Origin of the sequence: Actibacterium sp. MT2.3-13A (genome assembly GCF_018139985.1) — a bacterium.
Classification (GTDB): Bacteria; Pseudomonadota; Alphaproteobacteria; order Rhodobacterales; family Rhodobacteraceae; genus JAGSOU01.
In genome coordinates this window covers 26,260-45,001 of record NZ_JAGSOU010000005.1, presented here as the reverse complement: position 1 = coordinate 45,001, position 18,742 = coordinate 26,260, and the positions used below count along the sequence as shown (strand labels likewise).

At 67.6% G+C, this 18,742-nt stretch carries 17 protein-coding genes; 12 read left to right on the top strand and 5 right to left on the bottom strand.

Annotated elements, in window-relative coordinates:
* Window positions 1-284: 284 nt before the first annotated feature.
* Together KCI33_RS06220 and preA are read left to right on the top strand one after the other, a co-directional pair.
* Window positions 285-1,619, top strand: coding sequence for an NAD(P)-dependent oxidoreductase (locus KCI33_RS06220; protein WP_212523906.1), 1,335 nt, complete (start codon window positions 285-287; stop codon window positions 1,617-1,619).
* 11 nt (window positions 1,620-1,630) lie between these two features.
* Window positions 1,631-2,935: an NAD-dependent dihydropyrimidine dehydrogenase subunit PreA gene (gene preA, locus KCI33_RS06215; RefSeq protein WP_212523905.1), complete on the top strand. Its 1,305-nt coding sequence runs from the start codon at window positions 1,631-1,633 to the stop codon at window positions 2,933-2,935.
* Window positions 2,936-3,054: 119 nt separating this feature from the next.
* Here preA and KCI33_RS06210 read toward each other — a convergent pair whose 3' ends face one another.
* Window positions 3,055-3,669, bottom strand: a complete 615-nt coding sequence (locus tag KCI33_RS06210) for a TetR family transcriptional regulator C-terminal domain-containing protein (RefSeq protein ID WP_212523904.1) — start codon at window positions 3,667-3,669, stop codon at window positions 3,055-3,057.
* A gap of 262 nt (window positions 3,670-3,931) precedes the next feature.
* Here KCI33_RS06210 and KCI33_RS06205 point away from each other — a divergent pair, with 262 nt between their 5' ends.
* From KCI33_RS06205 to KCI33_RS06165, 9 genes are all read left to right on the top strand, one after another.
* Entirely contained in the window at window positions 3,932-5,260 is a 1,329-nt protein-coding gene (locus KCI33_RS06205; RefSeq protein WP_212523903.1) for an aspartate aminotransferase family protein, read from the top strand.
* Window positions 5,261-5,300: 40 nt separating this feature from the next.
* Window positions 5,301-6,551 (top strand): Zn-dependent hydrolase, encoded by a 1,251-nt coding sequence (locus tag KCI33_RS06200; protein WP_212523902.1) that lies wholly within the window; start codon window positions 5,301-5,303, stop codon window positions 6,549-6,551.
* 99 nt (window positions 6,552-6,650) lie between these two features.
* Window positions 6,651-8,105, top strand: coding sequence for a dihydropyrimidinase (gene hydA / locus KCI33_RS06195; RefSeq protein ID WP_212523901.1), 1,455 nt, complete (start codon window positions 6,651-6,653; stop codon window positions 8,103-8,105).
* Between the two features lie 12 nt (window positions 8,106-8,117).
* Window positions 8,118-8,942 (top strand): ABC transporter ATP-binding protein, encoded by an 825-nt coding sequence (locus tag KCI33_RS06190; RefSeq protein ID WP_212523900.1) that lies wholly within the window; start codon window positions 8,118-8,120, stop codon window positions 8,940-8,942.
* 78 nt (window positions 8,943-9,020) lie between these two features.
* Entirely contained in the window at window positions 9,021-9,884 is an 864-nt protein-coding gene (locus KCI33_RS06185; protein WP_212523899.1) for an ABC transporter permease, read from the top strand.
* A 28-nt stretch (window positions 9,885-9,912) separates the two neighbouring features.
* Window positions 9,913-10,758: an ABC transporter permease gene (locus KCI33_RS06180; protein ID WP_212523898.1), complete on the top strand. Its 846-nt coding sequence runs from the start codon at window positions 9,913-9,915 to the stop codon at window positions 10,756-10,758.
* Window positions 10,759-10,787: 29 nt separating this feature from the next.
* Window positions 10,788-11,777: an ABC transporter substrate-binding protein gene (locus tag KCI33_RS06175; protein WP_212523897.1), complete on the top strand. Its 990-nt coding sequence runs from the start codon at window positions 10,788-10,790 to the stop codon at window positions 11,775-11,777.
* Between the two features lie 212 nt (window positions 11,778-11,989).
* Entirely contained in the window at window positions 11,990-13,507 is a 1,518-nt protein-coding gene (locus tag KCI33_RS06170) for an AMP-binding protein (protein ID WP_212523896.1), read from the top strand.
* The gene (locus tag KCI33_RS06165) at window positions 13,504-14,307 is read left to right on the top strand and encodes a 3-hydroxybutyrate dehydrogenase (protein ID WP_212523895.1); all 804 of its coding nucleotides are present in this window, start codon (window positions 13,504-13,506) and stop codon (window positions 14,305-14,307) included. The genes KCI33_RS06170 and KCI33_RS06165 overlap by 4 nt, the downstream gene beginning before the upstream one ends.
* A gap of 9 nt (window positions 14,308-14,316) precedes the next feature.
* Here KCI33_RS06165 and KCI33_RS06160 read toward each other — a convergent pair whose 3' ends face one another.
* Window positions 14,317-14,592 (bottom strand): glucose-6-phosphate isomerase, encoded by a 276-nt coding sequence (locus KCI33_RS06160; protein ID WP_212523894.1) that lies wholly within the window; start codon window positions 14,590-14,592, stop codon window positions 14,317-14,319.
* Between the two features lie 207 nt (window positions 14,593-14,799).
* On the opposite strand from KCI33_RS06160, the gene KCI33_RS06155 reads away from it, so the two are divergent.
* On the top strand, window positions 14,800-14,949 hold the full coding sequence (locus KCI33_RS06155; RefSeq protein ID WP_212523893.1) for a hypothetical protein: 150 nt from the start codon (window positions 14,800-14,802) through the stop codon (window positions 14,947-14,949).
* Window positions 14,950-15,176: 227 nt separating this feature from the next.
* On the opposite strand, the gene acs is transcribed toward KCI33_RS06155, so the two are convergent.
* The 3 genes from acs to KCI33_RS06140 all read right to left on the bottom strand — a co-directional run bounded on the left by acs (window position 15,177) and on the right by KCI33_RS06140 (window position 18,729).
* Entirely contained in the window at window positions 15,177-17,126 is a 1,950-nt protein-coding gene (acs, locus tag KCI33_RS06150) for an acetate--CoA ligase (protein ID WP_212523892.1), read from the bottom strand.
* A gap of 79 nt (window positions 17,127-17,205) precedes the next feature.
* Window positions 17,206-17,961: an ABC transporter ATP-binding protein gene (locus tag KCI33_RS06145; RefSeq protein WP_212523891.1), complete on the bottom strand. Its 756-nt coding sequence runs from the start codon at window positions 17,959-17,961 to the stop codon at window positions 17,206-17,208.
* A 12-nt stretch (window positions 17,962-17,973) separates the two neighbouring features.
* Window positions 17,974-18,729 (bottom strand): ABC transporter ATP-binding protein, encoded by a 756-nt coding sequence (locus KCI33_RS06140; RefSeq protein WP_212523890.1) that lies wholly within the window; start codon window positions 18,727-18,729, stop codon window positions 17,974-17,976.
* Window positions 18,730-18,742: the final 13 nt, after the last annotated feature.

Here is an 18,742-nt window from a genome sequence, read left to right as displayed (position 1 = left end):
CGATCGGTCTTGTGCCTGCACCGGGGCAGGTCTGCGCCTTTTGTTGCGCCCGCTTATACGCGAGGCGTGGAGCCGTTGAAAGCTTCAGATAGGTAATCCGGGCCGCATTCCGACACAAGCCCGCGCGGCCTTTGCCGATTTTTTGGGCGCGTGGCGCCGAAAACCGCCGTGCGTGCGGACCACGGGCGGGAAATGGAGCGGGCTTAAAATTTACCTTTTGATAAAAAACAGACTCGTGCCACACTGGACCCAGCCAATGACAAGCCAACAGGGAGGGTTCGTCCTTGTCCAACACCCATCGCACCCCCGGCGTGGTCCCGGGCCGACTGGCCGCCGGCGCCTATGCCGAGAATTTCTCCGACAAGGTGCCGCCGCTCGACCCGCATGAGGCGGCGGTGGCGGCGGACCGCTGTTATTTCTGCTATGACGCGCCCTGCACCCGCGCCTGCCCCACCGCGATCGACATCCCGATGTTCATCCGCCAGATCGCGGCAGGCCGGCCCGAGGCTGCGGCGCGAACCATCTTCGACCGGAACATCCTGGGCGGCATGTGCGCCCGCGTCTGCCCGACCGAGCAGCTCTGCGAGGCGGTCTGCGTGCGCGAGGCGGCAGAGGGGCAGCCGGTTGAGATCGGCCGATTGCAGCGCTTCGCCACCGACGCGCTGATGGCCGGCGGGTCGCATCCCTATGCGCGCGCCGCGTCCACGGGCCGGCGCGTGGCGGTCGTCGGGGCCGGCCCCGCGGGGCTGGCTTGCGCGCACCGTCTGGCGACGCGGGGGCATGACGTGGTGCTCTTCGATGCCCGCGAAAAACCCGGCGGGCTGAACGAATACGGCATCGCCGCCTACAAGGCGGCGGACGGCTTCGCCCGGCGCGAGGTGGAGTGGCTGATCGGCATCGGCGGCATCACGATCGAAAACGGCAGGGCGCTGGGCCGCGATCTGACGCTCGACGCGCTGCGCGCGGACTATGACGCCGTGTTCCTCGGCATCGGCCTCGCCGGCGTCAATGCCCTGCGCGCCGAGGGCGAGGACAAGGGCCACGTCCGCGACGCCGTCGATTTCATCGCCGAACTGCGCCAGTCCACCGACCTGTCGAAACTTCCCGTCGGGCGCGACGTGGTGGTGATCGGCGGCGGCATGACCGCGGTGGACGCCGCCGTGCAGTCGAAACTGCTGGGCGCCGAGAACGTCACCATCGTCTATCGCCGCGACCGCGCCCAGATGAGCGCCTCCGAGGCCGAGCGGAACCAAGCCGCCGCCAAGGGCGTGCGCATCATCACCGGCGCCGCGCCGGTTCGCATCATCGGCAACGGCGCGGTGCGCGAGGTGGAATTCGCCTACACGCGCGACGAGGGCGGCAGTCTGGCGATGACCGCCGAGACCTTCCACCTGCGCGCCGATCAGCTGTTCAAGGCCATCGGCCAGACGCTCGACGGTGCGCCGGAGGGGCTGGCGCTGTCCGGCCGCAAGATCGCCGTCACCGGGCCGGGGCGCACCAGCCTCGCCGGGGTCTGGGCCGGGGGCGACTGCGCCGCGGGCGGCGACGACCTGACCGTGACCGCGGTGGCCGAGGGGCGCGACGCCGCCGAAGACATTCACGCCAGCCTGATCGGCTGAGGGAGGACAGAATGGCACATCTTGCAAGCGAATTCGCGGGCATCAAATCGCCCAACCCCTTCTGGCTCGCCTCGGCGCCCCCCACCGACAAGGAATACAATGTCCGCCGCGCCTACGAGGCCGGCTGGGGCGGCGTCGTCTGGAAGACGCTCGGCTCCGAAGGCCCGCCGGTGGTCAACGTCAACGGCCCGCGTTACGGCGCCATATGGGGGGGCGACCGGCGCCTCTTAGGCCTGAACAATATCGAGCTGATCACCGACCGCCCGCTGCGGCAGAACCTGCGCGAGATCAAATCGGTGAAACGCGACTACCCCGACCGCGCTCTGGTGGTCTCGCTCATGGTCCCCTGCGAGGAGGAGGCCTGGAAGGCCATCCTGCCGGTGGTCGAGGAAACCGGAGCCGACGGGGTGGAGCTGAATTTCGGCTGCCCGCACGGGATGGCCGAGCGCGGCATGGGCTCGGCGGTGGGTCAGGTCCCCGAATATGTCGAGATGGTCACGCGCTGGTGCAAGGCCAGCACCCGGATGCCGGTGATCGTCAAGCTGACGCCGAACATTACCAGCATCCTCGGCCCCGCCACCGCCGCGCTGAAGGGCGGCGCTGACGCGGTCTCGCTGATCAACACCATCAACTCCATCACCGCGGTCGATCTCGACGCCATGGCGCCCGAGCCCACCATCGACGGCAAGGGCACCCACGGCGGCTATTGCGGCCCGGCGGTCAAGCCCATCGCGCTGAATATGGTGGCCGAGATCGCCCGCAACCCGGAAACCGCCAAGCTGCCCATCTCCGGCATCGGCGGCGTCACCACCTGGCGCGACGCGGCCGAGTTCCTTGCGCTGGGCGCCGGCAACGTCCAGGTCTGCACCGCCGCCATGACCTATGGGTTCCGCGTGGTGGAGGAGATGAAATCGGGCCTGTCGCAATGGATGGGCGAAAAGGGCTACGCATCGGTCGATCAGGTCGTGGGCCGCGCCGTGCCCAATGTCACCGACTGGCAGTATCTGAACCTCAACTACGTCACCAAGGCCAGGATCGACCAGGACGCCTGCATCAAATGCGGCCGCTGCTATGCCGCCTGCGAGGACACCTCGCATCAGGCCATCGCCATGTCCGGGGACCGAACCTTCACCGTGAAGGACGAGGACTGCGTGGCCTGCAATCTCTGCGTCAATGTCTGCCCGGTGGAGAACTGCATCACCATGGTCGAAATGCCAAAGGGCCAGACCGACCCCCGCACCGGCCAGGTGGTCGGCGGTTACGTCAACTGGACCACCCACCCCAACAACCCCGGCGCCACATGCGCGGCCGAATGATCCGCCGCCCTGATTTTATCGGCGGAAATACTCCGGGGCCGCCATTGGAGCGCCATTGGTCCGGGCGACAATGGCGACGGGCAGGGCCCCCGACCTGCCCTCACCGCAAACGAAACCGCTCAAACCGCCAGCAACTTGGTGAACAGCATGTCCAGATACCGCTCGGCCTCGGGGAAGGGGTCTGCCCCTTCCTCGCCCAGAACCGCCCGCACCTGCACGTCGAAATCGGCGTAGTGCTGGGTCAGCGCCCAGATGGAGAAGATCAGGTGATAGGGATGCACATCCGCGATCTTGCCCGCCGCCGACCAGCCGCGGATAACCGCGGCCTTCTCGTCGACCAGCGGTTTAAGCTCGCCCTCGATCGCGTCCATGATGCGCGGCGCGCCCTGCAGAATCTCGTTGGCGAAGAGCCTGCTTTCGCGAGGAAAATCGCGACTCATCTCCAGCTTGCGCCGGACATAGGCCAGCAGTTCCTGCCGCGGGTCGCCCGCCGGGTCGAGCGCGCGCAGCGGGTCGAGCCAGGTGTCCAGCAGCTGCGCCAGAAGCGCGGCGTGGATCGCCTCCTTGGAAGGGAAGTAATACAGCAGGTTCGGCTTCGACAGTCCCGACGCCTGCGCGATCTGGTCCAGAGTCGCCCCGCGGAACCCGTATTGCGAGAACACCTCCAGCGCCGCCTCCAGGATCGCGGTGATGTTTTTTCGCTGGATTCGCGTACGCGGGCGCGGCAAGGTCATGGCCGGCCCCCCGCTGCACAGTTCCGCGGCGCGGGCGCCTCCGGCCTTGTCTCGGTAACCTGTTCAGCTGACGCCCAAATTTGCATCACTTCTCCCTTTTCGCTGCTGCTCCGGCACCCGCTTCCCACCTCGCGCTTCGTAGACAAAGATGGTAATCCTTGACTGGCCTAGACGCTCTGCTAGCGTAATCCTGACCAATTGGTCAAATTAAATCAACTTTTCCGGCCATGGCACCGGGAAAGGATACGAAGGGAGACCTGCCATGGCGCTTGACCGCAAGCCCGCCCCGAATGATCTGTCCGCCTTCTGGATGCCGTTCACCGCGAACCGCCAGTTCAAGAAGGCCCCGCGCATGCTGGTCTCTGCCGACCGCATGCATTACCGCACCTCCGACGGGCGCGATGTGCTGGACGGCACCGCTGGCCTGTGGTGCTGCAACGCCGGCCACAACCGCCCCAAGATCGTCGAAGCGATCCGGCAGCAGGCGGGCGAGCTGGACTATGCGCCGGCCTTCCAGATGGGCCACCCCAAGGCGTTCGAACTGGCCAATGCGGTGCGCGACATGGCGCCGGCGGGGATGGAGCATGTCTTCTTCACCAATTCCGGCTCGGAAAGCGTCGAGACCGCGCTGAAGATCGCCATCGCCTATCACCGCGCCCGCGGCGAAGGCAGCCGCACCCGCCTGATCGGGCGCGAGCGGGGCTATCACGGCGTCAATTTCGGCGGCATCTCTGTCGGAGGCATCGTCAACAACCGCAAGGTCTTCGGATCGCTGCTGAACGGCGTAGACCACCTGCCGCACACCCACCTGCCCGAGCAGAACGCCTTCACCCGCGGCCAGCCCGAGCACGGCGCGCATCTCGCCGACGAGCTGGAGGATATCGTCGCACTGCACGGGGCAGAGACCATCGCCGCGGTGATCGTCGAGCCGATGGCGGGCTCCACCGGCGTACTGCTGCCGCCCAAGGGCTATCTTGAGCGGCTGCGCGAGATCTGCACCAAGCACGGCATCCTGCTGATCTTCGACGAGGTGATCACCGGGTTCGGCCGCCTGGGCTCGGCCTTCGCCGCCGACCATTTCGGCGTTCTGCCCGACCTGATGACCACCGCCAAGGGCCTGACCAACGGCGTCATCCCGATGGGCGCGGTGCTGACCACCCCGGCGATCCACGACGCCTTCATGCAGGGCCCCGAGCACCTGATCGAGCTGTTCCACGGCTACACCTATTCCGGCTCGCCCATCGCCTCGGCCGCCGGCCTGGCGACGCTGGAAACCTACCGCGAGGAGGGGCTTTTCGAGCGCGCCGCCGAGATGGCGCCCTATTGGGAGGACGCGCTGCATTCGCTCAAGGGCACGCGCCATGTCATCGACATCCGCAACATGGGTCTGATCGGCGCGATCGAGCTGGAGCCGATCGCGGGGGCGCCCACCAAGCGTGCCTTCTCCGCCTTCCTCAAGGCCTATGACAAGGGGATCATGATCCGCACCACCGGCGACATCATCGCCATGTCGCCGCCCCTGATCATCGAAAAGGACCATATCGACCAGCTGATCGGCACACTGCGGGAGGTGCTGCAAGGCCTGGACTGACAACCTGCCGCAAACGGCCGGAAACAACAGGGAGACTACGATGACCGCACCCGGTGAGAACCTGCGGGTGAACGGCGCCCGTCTGTGGGACAGCCTGATGGAGATGGCCAGGATCGGCCCGGGGGTGGCGGGAGGCAACAACCGCCAGACCCTGACCGACGAGGACGGCGAGGGGCGCGCCCTGTTCCGCAAATGGTGCGAGGCGGCCGGCTGCGAGATGGGGCTCGACCAGATGGGCAACATGTTTGCCCTCCGGCCGGGCTCCGACGCGCAAGCGCTGCCGGTCTATGTCGGCAGCCACCTCGACACCCAGCCCACGGGCGGGAAATACGACGGTGTTCTGGGCGTGCTGGGCGGGCTGGAACTGATCCGCACGCTCAACGACCTGGGCATCAAGACCCGCCACCCGATCGTGGTCACCAACTGGACCAACGAGGAGGGAACGCGTTTCGCCCCCGCGATGCTGTCCTCGGGCGTCTTCGCGGGCGTCCACACGCAGGACTGGGCCTACGCGCGCCAGGATGCCCAGGGAAAGCGTTTCGGCGACGAGCTTCAGCGCATCGGCTGGCGCGGCGAGGAAGAGGTCGGCGCGCGCAGGATGCGCGCCTTCTTCGAACTGCATATCGAGCAGGGTCCGATCCTGGAGGCCGAGGGCAAGGATATCGGCGTGGTCACCCACGGCCAGGGGCTGAGCTGGATGCAGGTCACGATCACCGGCCGCGACGCGCATACCGGCTCCACCCCGATGCCGCTGCGGCGCAACGCCGGGCTGGGCATGGCGCGGGTGCTGGAACTGGTGGACGAGATCGCGCTGTCTCATGCGCCGCATGCGGTGGGGGCGGCGGGCCATATCGACGTCTACCCCAACTCGCGCAACGTGATCCCCGGCAAGGTGGTGTTCACGGTCGATTTCCGCTCGCCGGAGCCGGCGGTGATCCTGGACATGGAAGAGCGGCTGAAGGCCGGCGCGCGCGAGATCTGCGACAACATGGGGCTGGAGGTCGAATTCGAAAAGGTCGGCGGCTTCGACCCGGTGACCTTCGACGAGGGCTGCGTGGCCGCGGTGCGCAACGCGGCCGAGCGGCTGGGCTATTCGCATCGCGACATCATCTCGGGCGCAGGCCATGACGCCTGCTGGATCAACCGCGTGGCGCCGACCGCAATGGTGATGTGCCCCTGCGTGGATGGTCTCAGCCACAACGAGGCGGAGGAGATCACGCCGGAATGGGCTGCCGTCGGGGCGGATGTGCTGCTGCACGCGGTTCTGGAGGTGGCGGAGGTCGTGGAATGAGTTGAGGGCGGGCCGGGGGCTCTGCCCCCGGACCCCCGGAATATTTCGAGCCAGAAGAAAAAGGGGCCGGAGAGTCCCTCTGGAACAGGGAGAATGGATATGAGCACGGTCATCAAGGGCGGGACGATTGTCACCGCCGATCTGACCTACAAGGCCGATGTGCTGGTCGAGGGCGGCCAGATTGTCGGGATCGGCGCGGATCTGAAGGGATCGGAGGTGCTGGATGCCACGGGCTGCTACGTGATGCCCGGCGGGATCGACCCGCATACCCATTTGGAGATGCCCTTCATGGGCACCTACAGTTCGGACGATTTCGAAAGCGGCACGCGCGCGGCGCTGGCCGGCGGCACCACCATGGTGGTGGATTTCGCGCTGCCCTCGCCGGGGCAGGGGCTGCTCGATGCCATCCAGATGTGGGACAACAAGTCGACGCGCGCGAACTGCGACTATTCCTTCCACATGGCGGTGACCTGGTGGGGCGAGCAGGTCTTCGACGAGATGGAGACCGTGGTGCGCGAGAAGGGGATCAACACCTTTAAGCATTTCATGGCCTATAAGGGCGCGCTGATGGTCAACGACGACGAGATGTTCGCCTCCTTCAAGCGTTGCGCCGAACTAGGGGCGATCCCGCTGGTCCATGCCGAGAACGGTGATGTGGTGGCGGAGCTGTCGGCCAAGCTGCTGGCCGAGGGCAACAACGGCCCCGAGGCCCATGCCTATTCGCGCCCGCCGCAGGTGGAGGGCGAGGCCACCAACCGCGCGATCATGATCGCCGACATGGCGGGCGTGCCGCTTTACGTCGTGCACACCTCCTGCGAGGAGGCGCATGAGGCGATCCGGCGGGCGCGCATGCAGGGCAAGCGCGTCTGGGGCGAGCCGCTGATCCAGCACCTGACGCTGGACGAGAGCGAGTATTTCGACAAGGACTGGGACCATGCCGCGCGCCGCGTGATGAGCCCGCCCTTCCGAAACAAGCAGCACCAGGACAGCCTGTGGGCCGGATTGCAGTCGGGGTCGCTGTCGGTCGTGGCCACCGATCACTGCGCCTTCACCACCGAGCAGAAGCGCTACGGCCTGGGCGATTTCACCAAGATCCCCAACGGCACGGGGGGCCTCGAGGACCGGATGCCGATGCTCTGGACCCACGGGGTCAGCACCGGTCGGCTGACGCCGAACGAATTCGTGGCCGTGACCTCGACCAATATCGCCAAGATCCTGAACTGCTACCCGAAGAAGGGCGCGATCCTGGTCGGCGCTGATGCCGATATCGTGGTCTGGGACCCGGAGAAGGAAAAGGTGATCAGCGCCGCCATCCAGCAATCGGCCATCGACTACAACGTGTTCGAGGGCAAGGCGGTGAAGGGGCTGCCGCGGTTTACCCTGACGCGCGGCCATGTGGCCGTGCATGACGGCGAGATCCGCACCCGGGAGGGCCACGGCCGCTTTGTCCGGCGCGACCCGAACGGGGCGGTGAACCGGGCGCTGTCCAGCTGGAAGGAGCTGACCGCGCCGCGCAAGGTGGAACGGACCGGAATCCCGGCCAGCGGCGTGTGAGGCGAGGTCTTGATGAAGCAGGAGAAAATCCTCTGTTCCGATGGCGCCGCGGACGCGCCCGCGCCGGTGATCGCGGCGCGGGGGCTGGACCTGACCTTCCAGACGGGCGACGGGCCGGTGCAGGCGCTTAAGGATGTGAACCTTGAGATCGAAAAGGGCGATTTCGTCAGCTTCATCGGCCCCTCGGGTTGCGGCAAGACCACCTTTCTGAGGGTCATCGCGGGGCTGGAGCACCCCACCGGGGGCGCAGTCAGCGTCAACGGCATGACCTCGGACGAGGCGCGGCGCAGCCGGGCCTATGGCTATGTGTTCCAGGCGGCGGGGCTATACCCCTGGCGCAGCATCGCGGGCAATGTCAGGCTGCCGCTTGAGATCATGGGCTTTTCCAGGGCGGAGCAGCAGGAGCGCGTCGAGAAGGTGCTGCAACTCGTTGATCTTGCCGGGTTTGGCAAGAAGTTCCCCTGGCAGCTGTCGGGCGGCATGCAGCAGCGGGCGAGCATCGCGCGGGCGCTGGCCTTTGATGCCGACATCCTGCTGATGGATGAGCCCTTCGGGGCCTTGGACGAGATCGTGCGCGATCATCTGAACGAGCAGTTGCTGGCGCTCTGGGCGCGGACGGGAAAGACGATCGGCTTCGTCACCCACTCCATCCCCGAGGCGGTGTATCTGTCGACGAAGATCGTGGTGATGTCGCCCCGGCCGGGGCGGATCACCGACGTGATCGAGAGCCCTTTGCCGAGGGAGAGGCCGCTCGATATCCGCGACACGCCGGAATTCCTGGAGGTGGCGCACCGGGTGCGCCAGGGGCTGAGGGCGGGGCATGCCTATGACGACTGAAGCCGGAAGCCGCGATCAGGGGAGCATGCGTTTGCCATATGGCCCTCGTGTGAAACCTTTCGCGACGGAGGCGCGGCCATGAAAGGCGTGCTGCCCATCGTGACGATCGTCGCCGCGATCCTGGCGCTGTGGTACGCTGCGGCCGTGGGCATGAATGCGGCCTGGACGCGCGACCAGGCGGTGCGCGCCGGGGTCGAGTTGTCGCTGGCCGAGGTGGTGGCCGACACCCTGCACCAGGAGCGCCCCAAGCTACCCGCGCCGCACCAGGTGGCCGCCGAGTTGTGGGACACCACCGTGGCGAAGAAGATCACCTCAAAGCGCAGCCTGGTCTATCACGCTGGGATCACGCTGAGCGCGACGCTGCTGGGCTTTGCCATCGGCACCGCTGCGGGGATCGCGCTGGCCATCGGCATCGTGCACAACCGCGCCATGGACATGAGCGTGATGCCCTGGGCGATCGCCTCGCAGACCATTCCCATCCTCGCCATCGCGCCGATGATCATCGTGGTGCTGAACTCGGTCGGGGTGCAGGGGCTTCTGCCCAAGGCGTTCATCTCGGCCTATCTGTCGTTCTTTCCGGTGGTGGTGGGCATGGTCAAGGGGCTGCGCAGCCCGGACGCGATGCAGCTTGACCTGCTGAAGACCTATAACGCCAGCAGCGTGCAGACCCTGTGGAAGCTGCGCTGGCCCTCCTCGATGCCCTATCTCTTTGCCTCGCTGAAGGTGGGGATGGCGGCGAGCCTTGTTGGCGCGATCGTGGGCGAGCTGCCCACGGGGGCGGTGCGGGGGCTCGGCGCGCGGTTGCTGGCCGGGAGCTATTACGGCCAGACCGTGCAGATCTGGAGTGCGCTGATCGGCGCGGCGGTGCTGGCGGCGGCCCTGGTCGGGCTGATCGGGCTGGCGCAGCGGATCACCTTGAGGCGGATGGGGATGGCGCGATGAGGGCGTTCGCGAAGCAGGGGGCGTGGGCATGATCCTGGTCGGGCTGGCGCTTCTCTTCTGGGCCGGGGCGTGGTGGCTCAACGCGCGGATCGCGGCATCGCGCCATGCGGGCGGGCGGGCGGCGCGGCTGGCCGTGCCGGCGATTTTCGGGATCACCATCCTGGTGGTCTGGGAGGGGCTGGTGCGCGGGCTGGAGGTGCCGGGCGTGATCCTGCCGCCGCCGAGCGCGATCGCGGCGCGGATCGGGGGCTCGCTGGACATCCTGTGGGTGGATTTCGTTCAGACCTTCGTGAAGGGGGCGCTGTCGGGCTACGCGATGGGCTGCGGCGCGGCGGTGCTGGTGGCGGTGCTGATCGACCGCTCTCCCTTTCTGCAGCGCGGGCTGTTGCCGGTGGGCAATTTCATCGCGGCGCTGCCGATCATCGGCACCGCGCCGATCCTGGTGATGTGGTTCGGTTTCGACTGGCAGTCGAAGGCGGCGGTGGTCGTGGTGATGGTGTTCTTCCCCGTCCTCGTGAACACCGTGCAGGGGCTGGCCGACACCAGCGCGATGCAGCGCGACCTGATGAAGACCTGGTCGGCGAGCTACTGGCAGACGCTGCTGAAGCTGCGCCTGCCGGCGGCCATGCCCTTCATCTTTAACGGGCTCAAGATCGCGACGACACTGGCGCTGATCGGCGCGATCGTGGCGGAGTTCTTCGGCTCGCCCATCAAGGGGATGGGGTTCCGCATTTCCACCGAGGTCGGGCGGCTGAGCCTCGACATGGTCTGGGCGGAGATCGCGGTGGCGGCCCTCGCCGGGTCGGCCTTTTATGGCGCGGTCGCGGCCGTCGAGAAAGGGGTGACGTTCTGGCACCCCTCGCAACGCAGATAAGAACCAGGCGACAACATGGAGGTCTAGACATGAGGAAGCTATTAACGACGACGCTGGCCGGGGCCGTCACCCTGATGGCCGGGGGGGCGCAGGCCGCGGACGACCTGACGCTCCAGCTCAAATGGGTCACGCAGGCGCAGTTCGCCGGCTACTACGTGGCCCTCGACAAGGGGTTCTACGAGGAAGAGGATCTGGATGTCACGATCAAGCCGGGCGGGCCCGACATCGCGCCCACCCAAGTGGTCGCGGGCGGCGCCGCGGATGTGGTGATCGACTGGATGCCCTCGGCGCTGGCGGCGCGCGAGAAGGGGCTGCCGCTGGTCAATATCGCCCAGCCCTTCAAGAGATCGGGCATGATGCTGACCTGCCGCGCCGAGACCGGGATCAAGGGCCCCGAGGATTTCCCGGGCAAGACGCTGGGCGTGTGGTTCTTCGGCAACGAGTTCCCCTTCCTGAGCTGGATGAGCCAGCTGGGCATCCCCACCGATGGCGGGGCGGATGGGGTGACCGTGCTGAAGCAGGGGTTCAACGTCGATCCGCTGCTGCAGAAGCAGGCCGATTGCGTCTCGACCATGACCTATAACGAGTATTGGCAGGTGATCGACGCGGGGCTCAGCCCCGACGATCTGGTGACCTTCAAATACGAGGACCAGGGCGTGGCGACGCTGGAGGACGGGCTTTATGTTCTTGAGGAGAAACTGGCCGATCCGGCCGAGGTGGACAAGCTGGTGCGCTTCGTCCGGGCCTCCATGAAGGGCTGGAAATGGGCCGAGGAGAACCCCGACGAGGCCGCCGAGATCGTGCTGGAGAATGACGAGACCGGCGCCCAGACGGAGAAGCACCAGAAGCGCATGATGCGCGAGGTGGCAAAGCTGACCGCCGGCTCGAACGGCGCGCTCGACCCGGGGGATTACGCGCGCACGGTGGCCTCGCTGCTGTCGGGCGGCTCGGACCCGGTGATCTCGCGCGAGCCCGAGGGGGCTTGGACCCACGCCATCACCGACGCGGCGCTGAAATAGGCCCCGCGCCATCGGCCCGACCGGAAGGGCGCCCCTGGATCGGGCGCCCTTTCTTCTTGGCGCAAATACTCAAAACGCGATGCGCGAGGGCCTCGCGCGGGGGCGCGGGGGCGGCCGTGGAACGAGTATTTTCGCCAAGAAGAAGGGGGCGGTTTGACAAGGCTGCCGGGCCGTGGCGTTCTGGGCGAAAGCCTGTGGGGAGGAGGGGCGGCATGAACCTTGCGCTTTGGTTGCAGCGGGTGGCGGGGGCGCGGGGCGACCGGCCGGCGCTGATGCTGGGCGAGCGGGTGGTGGCCGATTATGCCGGCTTCGCCGCGCGCGCGGCCGCGCTGGGCGCGGCGCTGGCTGGACGCGGCGTGGCGCCCGGCGACCGGGTGGCGCTGTTCATGAAGAATTGCCCCGAGTATCTGGTCGCGCTTTATGGAATCTGGTTCGCGGGGGCGGCCGCGGTGCCGGTCAATGCCAAGCTGCACGCGCGCGAGGCGGCGTGGATCATCGCCGCGAGCGGCGCGAAGCTGGGATTCGTGACGCCCGATCCGGGGGCGGCGCTGTCCGCGGAGACCGACGTGCCGCTGGTCGATGTCACCGGCGCGGCCTTCGCCGGGATGACGGCGGGCGTGGGCATGGCGCCGGCGCCGCGCGCGCCGGGGGATCTGGCCTGGCTGTTCTACACCTCGGGCACGACGGGCAGGCCCAAGGGGGTGCAGATCACCCACGGGATGCTGGCGGCGACTTCGCTGTCCTATCCGATCGACGTCGATGAGGTGCGCGCCGAGGATGCGGCCTGCTACGCCGCCCCGATGAGCCACGGGGCGGGGCTCTATGCGCCGATCCATGTGCGGATGGGGGCCCGGCATCTGTGCCCGGCGTCGCAGGGCTTCGACGCCGGCGAAGTGCTGGACCTGGCGGAGCGGCTGGGACCGCTGTCGATGTTTATGGCCCCGACCATGGTGCGGCGGCTGACCGACGCGGCGCGGGCAACGGGCAAGCGCGGCGCCGGAATCAAGACCATCGTCTACGGCGGCGGGCCGATGTACCGCGCGGACATCGAGGAGGCGGTGGACTGGTTCGGCCCGCGCTTCGTCCAGATCTACGGCCAGGGCGAATGCCCGATGGCGATCACCGCGCTTTCCCGCGCCGAGGTCGCCGACCGCGCCCATCCGCGCTGGCGCGCGCGGCTGGCCTCGGTCGGGCGGGCACAATCGGTGGTGGACGTGGCGGTGGTCGATGGCGCGGGCGCGGCGCTGCCGCCGGGCGAGGTGGGCGAGATCGCGGTGCGCGGCCTGCCGGTGATGCCGGGCTACTGGCAGGCGCCGGAGGCCACGCGGAAGACGCTGAGGGACGGCTGGCTGATGACCGGCGACCTCGGCACGCTGGACGCGGAGGGCTACCTGACGCTGGTCGACCGTTCCAGGGACGTGATCATCTCGGGCGGCAGCAACATCTACCCCCGCGAGGTCGAGGAAGTGCTGCTGAGCCATCCTTCGGTGCGCGAGGCCGCGGTGGTGGGGCGGCCATCGGCGGAGTGGGGCGAGGAGGTGGTGGCCTTCCTGGTGGCGGCGCCGGGCGCCGGGATCGACGAGGCGGCGCTCGACGCGCATTGCCTGGCGCAGATCGCGCGCTTCAAGCGGCCCAAGGCCTATGTCATGCTGCCCGAACTGCCCAAGAACAATTACGGCAAGGTCCTGAAGACCGAGCTGCGCAAGATGTTGGAGGAGACGGAGACATGACCGACTTGACTGGGAAGACGGCGCTGGTGACGGGCTCGGTGCAGGGCATCGGGCTGGCCATCGCGGAGGCGCTGGCGGGTGCGGGCGCGCGTATCGCGGTGCACGGGATCGCCGGCGACATGGAGATCCGCGAGGCCTGCGCGCATCTGGAAAAGGCCGGCGCGCCGGAGGCGGAGTTCTTTCACGGAGACCTGCGCGATGCCGACGAGACCGCGCGGCTGATGAAGGCGGTGGCGGCCTGGGGCGGGCCGGACATCCTGGTCAACAATGCCGGCATCCAGCACACCGCGCCGCTGGCCGAGATGCCGCGCGCTACATGGGACGCGATCCTGGCGGTGAACCTGTCGGCGGCCTTCGCCACCATGCAGGCGGCGCTGCCGGGCATGGCCGCGCGCGGCTACGGGCGGGTGATCAACATCGCCTCGGTGCACGGGCTGGTGGCCTCGGTCGAGAAGGCGCCCTATGTGGCGGCGAAATTCGGCCTGGTGGGTCTGAGCCGGGTGGCGGCGCTGGAATATGCCGCAGCGGGCACCAAGGCGCAGGGCGGCGTCACCGTCAACTGCATCTGCCCCGGCTGGACCGAGACCTCGCTGATCGAGCCGCAGGTCGCGGCGCGCGCCAAGGCGCATGGCGGCGACCGCGACGCCGGCATCGCCGATCTCCTGGCCGAAAAGCAACCCTCGCGCCGCACCTCGGACCCGTCCGAGATCGGGGCGCTGGCGCTGTGGCTTTGCGCGCCCATCGCGCATAACGTCACCGGCACCGCCATCCCGGTAGATGGCGGCTGGACGGCGCAGTAAGCCGCCGGTTCAGCGGCAGCGCGTGACGCGGTAGCGGCCGTCGGCGCGGGCATAGGCGCAGCGGTCGTTGCGCCGGTCGATGGCGACCAGCGAGCCCACCGCGGCCCCGGTCAGGGCGGCCACGACCACCCAGTTGGGGTCGGCGTCCAGCGCGTCGGCGGTGATGATGGCGAGGGTGGCCCCGGCCAGGGCGCCAACGAACATCTCCTCGTCGCGGGACATGCCGTTGCAGGCGGCCAGGGTGAACAGGCCGGCAGTGGCGGCCATCAGGATATTCTTGCGCATCTCGAGACTCCTCTCTCGTGTGGGGGAATGGTTTCCCACGCTCATGATAGCGGCTTGGCGGCGGGCGCGGATTGATATCCATCAAACCCGCCCCGGCCGCTGACGTCGGGTCGCGCAACCGGCGCGCTTGACCCGCCGCGAAGCCTTGGCAAAGATCGCCGGGAGGGATGCGGGCCGGACCCCATCACGCAACGAGGGAGAGAGAAGATGACCGTCAAGACTGCCCTGCGCATCGCCGCCTGCCTGGTCGGGCTGAGCGTGCTGACCGCCTGCGCCACCGAAGAGGAGATCGGCGAATGCGAGCCCGGCGTGGCCGAGATCAGCGAGATGGCCACGGTGACGCCGCCGGGTTGCTGAGACAGGCGACTGCCATTCGTGACAGGGGTTGGCGCCCGTCCGGTGAGGGCGGGCGCTTTTCTTTGGGGCGGGCGCTTGTGGAGAGGGGCAGTGACAAGGGCAGGCGGGATGCCTGATCAGCGCACCGGCCCCTCCGGCCGCGGTTTTCGGCCTCTCCGAAAAAGAAAAGGGCCGGCGCAAGGCCGGCCCGCAGGAGGGCGGCCCCGCGGGGCCGCCTTCGGGGAGCGTCAAACCTTGTTCATGCGGTTTTCGATCAGGTCGTCCACGACGGTGGGATCGGCGAGGGTGGAGGTGTCGCCCAGCGCGCCGTAGTCGTTCTCGGCGATCTTCCGCAGGATGCGGCGCATGATCTTGCCGGAGCGGGTCTTGGGCAGGCCCGGAGCCCACTGGATCAGGTCGGGGCTGGCGATCGGGCCGATCTCGGAGCGGACCCAGTTGCGCAGCTCGGCGCGCAGCTCGTCGCTGGGCGCCACGCCGTTCATCAGCGTGACGTAGCAGTAGATGCCCTGGCCCTTGATCGCGTGCGGGTAACCCACCACCGCGGCCTCGGCCACCTTGGGATGCGCCACCAGCGCCGATTCCACCTCGGCCGTCCCCATCCGGTGGCCCGAGACGTTGATCACGTCGTCCACCCGGCCGGTGATCCAGTAATAGCCGTCGGCGTCGCGCCGGCAGCCGTCGCCGGAGAAGTAGTAGCCCTTGTAATCGGCGAAATAGGTCTTCTCGAAGCGTTCGTGATCGCCGTAGACCGTGCGCATCTGCCCCGGCCAGCTGTCCTTAAGCGCCAGGACGCCCTCGGCCGCGGTGCTGTCGATCTCGGCGCCCGTGTGGGCGTCGAGCACCACCGGCTGCACCCCGAAGAAGGGCTTGGTGGCAGAGCCCGGCTTGGTCGGCGTCGCGCCCGGCAGCGGCGTGATCAGGTGGCCGCCGGTCTCGGTCTGCCACCAGGTGTCGACGATCGGGCAGCGGCCCTTGCCGACATGGGTGTTGTACCAGTTCCAGGCCTCGGGGTTGATCGGCTCGCCCACCGTGCCCAGAACCTTGAGTGCGCTCAGGTCGTATTTCTCCACCCATTCCGGGCCCTGGCCCATCAGCGCGCGGATCGCGGTCGGCGCGGTGTAGAACTGGTTCACCCCGTGCTTCTCGCACACCGCCCAGAAACGCCCGGCGTCGGGCCAGGTCGGCACGCCCTCGAACATCAGCGTGGTCGCGCCGTTGGCCAGCGGCCCGTAGACGATGTAGCTGTGGCCCGTCACCCAGCCCACGTCCGCCGAGCACCAGAAGATGTCGCCGTCGTGGTAGTCGAAGACATATTCATGGGTCATCGCGGCATAGAGCAGGTAACCGCCCGAGCTGTGCACCACGCCCTTGGGCTGGCCGGTGGAGCCGGAGGTGTAAAGGATGAACAGCGGGTCCTCGGCGTTCATCTCGACCGGGGTCGAGACCTCGTCCGCCTCCAGCCGCATCTCGTTGTAGTCGAAATCGCGCCCGTCGATCCAGGTGGTCTGGCCGCCGGTGCGCTTGACCACCAGGCATTTCACGCTGTCCTTGCAGTGCAGCAGGGCCGCGTCGGTGTTCGCCTTCAGCGCCGTCTGGCGGCCGCCGCGCGGGGCGTGGTCGGCGGTGATCACCAGCTTGGCATCGGCGCCGTTGATTCTGGCCGCCAGCGCGTCGGGCGAGAAGCCGGCGAAGACCACCGAATGGATCGCGCCGATGCGCGCGCAGGCCAGCATCGCATAGGCGGCCTCGGGGACCATCGGCAGGTAGAGCACCACCCGGTCGCCCTTGCGCACCCCCAGATCCTCCAGGATGTTGGCCATCTTGCAGGTTTCGCGGTGCAGTTCGCGGTAGGTGATGTGTTTCGCCGCCTCCTCCGGGTCGTCGGGCTCCCAGATGATCGCGGTCTGCTCGCCACGGGTGGCAAGATGGCGGTCGATGCAGTTGGCGGCGACGTTCAGCGAGCCGTCTTCGAACCACTTGATGCTGACCTTGCCGAGGTCAAAGCTGGTGTTCTTGACCTTCGTATAGGGCTTGATCCAGTCCAGCCGCTTGCCCTGTTCGCCCCAGAACGCCGCCGGATCGGCGATGGAGGCGGCATACATCTCCTCATATTTCGCGGCATCAACATGCGCCGCCGCCGCAAATTCGGCGCTCGGCGCGTAAACCTGATCGGTCATGGGTCTCCCCCCTTGGAAGTCTGTCTTGGAATGCCCTGCCCGGGGGCGCGCGTTTCGGCGGCCCCAGGCAGGGACGGGCTCAGATGGCCAGATACTCTGCGCGGAGAGATTCGTTTTCAAGCACTTCTGCGGCGGTGCCGTCGAAGACGATCGAACCTGTGTCGAGGATGACCGCACGGTCGGCCAGTTCCAGCGCGCGCACGGCGTTCTGTTCGACGATCACCGTGGTGATGCCCTGTTCCTTGATGTGGATGAGGGTCTTCTCGATCTCGTCCACGATCACCGGGGCGAGGCCCTCGTAGGGCTCGTCGAGCAGCAGCACCTTGATGTCGCGCGCCAGCGCCCGGGCGATGGCCAGCATCTGCTGCTCGCCGCCCGAGAGGGTCACGCCCTCCTGCTTGCGGCGTTCGCCGAGACGCGGGAAGAGTTCGTAGAGGCGCTCCAGCGACCAGCCGACGGGCGGCGCGATCTGGGCGAGCTGGAGGTTCTCCTCGACCGTGAGACCGGGGATGATGCGCCGGTCCTCGGGCACCAGGCCCATGCCCACCGAGGCCGCCTGGTAGGAGGTCATGTTGTGCAGCGGCTGGTGGTCGAGCCAGATCTCGCCATAGGTCACCTGCGGGCTGTCGAGCCGGGCGATGGCGCGCAGCGTCGAGGTCTTGCCCGCGCCGTTGCGGCCCAGAAGCGCCAGGATCTCGCCCTCGTGCACGTTGAAGGAGACGCCCTGCACGATGTAGCTTTCGCCGTAATAGGCGTGCACGTCCCAGACCGACAGGAAGGCCGGGGCGGTGGCCGCCTGGTTGGCGTGCTTGGAGAAGTCGGGTTTGACGTTCATGGCATCGGCTCCTTACGCGCTTTCGCCCAGATAGGCTTCGCGCACCTTGGGGTGGCCCTTGATGTTTTCCGGCGTATCCTCGACCAGCGGCGTGCCCTGGGCCAAGACCGTGATCCGGTCGGCAAGCGAGAACACCACATGCATGTCGTGCTCGATGATTGCCATGGTGATGTCGCGCTTCGCCTTGATCTCCTTGAGCAGGTCGATCGTGTTGTTGGTGTCGGCGCGGGCCATGCCGGCGGTGGGCTCGTCGAGCAGCAGCAGCTTGGGTTCCTGCACCAGGCACATGGCCATTTCCAGCCGCCGCTTGTCGCCGCGCGACATCGAGGCAGAGTGCATGTGCCGCTTGTCGGCCATGTTCACGTCCTCGAGCATGGTCATGGCCTTTTCGATCATCTCGGCCTCATTGGCGACGGTCTCGAAGGCGTGCATGCGGAAGGCGCCGTCGCGCCGCGCGAAGCAGGGGATGAGCACGTTTTCCAGCACCGTCAGGTCGCCGAAGATCTCGGGCGTCTGGAACACGCGGGAGATGCCCATCTGGTTGATCTCGTGCGGCTTGCGCCCCAGCACGCTTTGACCGTCGAACATCACCGAGCCGGTGTCGGGGATCAGCTTGCCCACCAGGCAGTTGAGCAGGGTGGACTTGCCCGCGCCGTTCGGCCCGATGATGGCGTGCACGGTGTTCTCCTGCACGCTGAGGTTCACATCCCCCAGCGCCTGGAGGCCGCCGAAGCGCTTGTTGACGCCCTTGACTTCAAGAATTCCCATCTGTGCGTCCTCC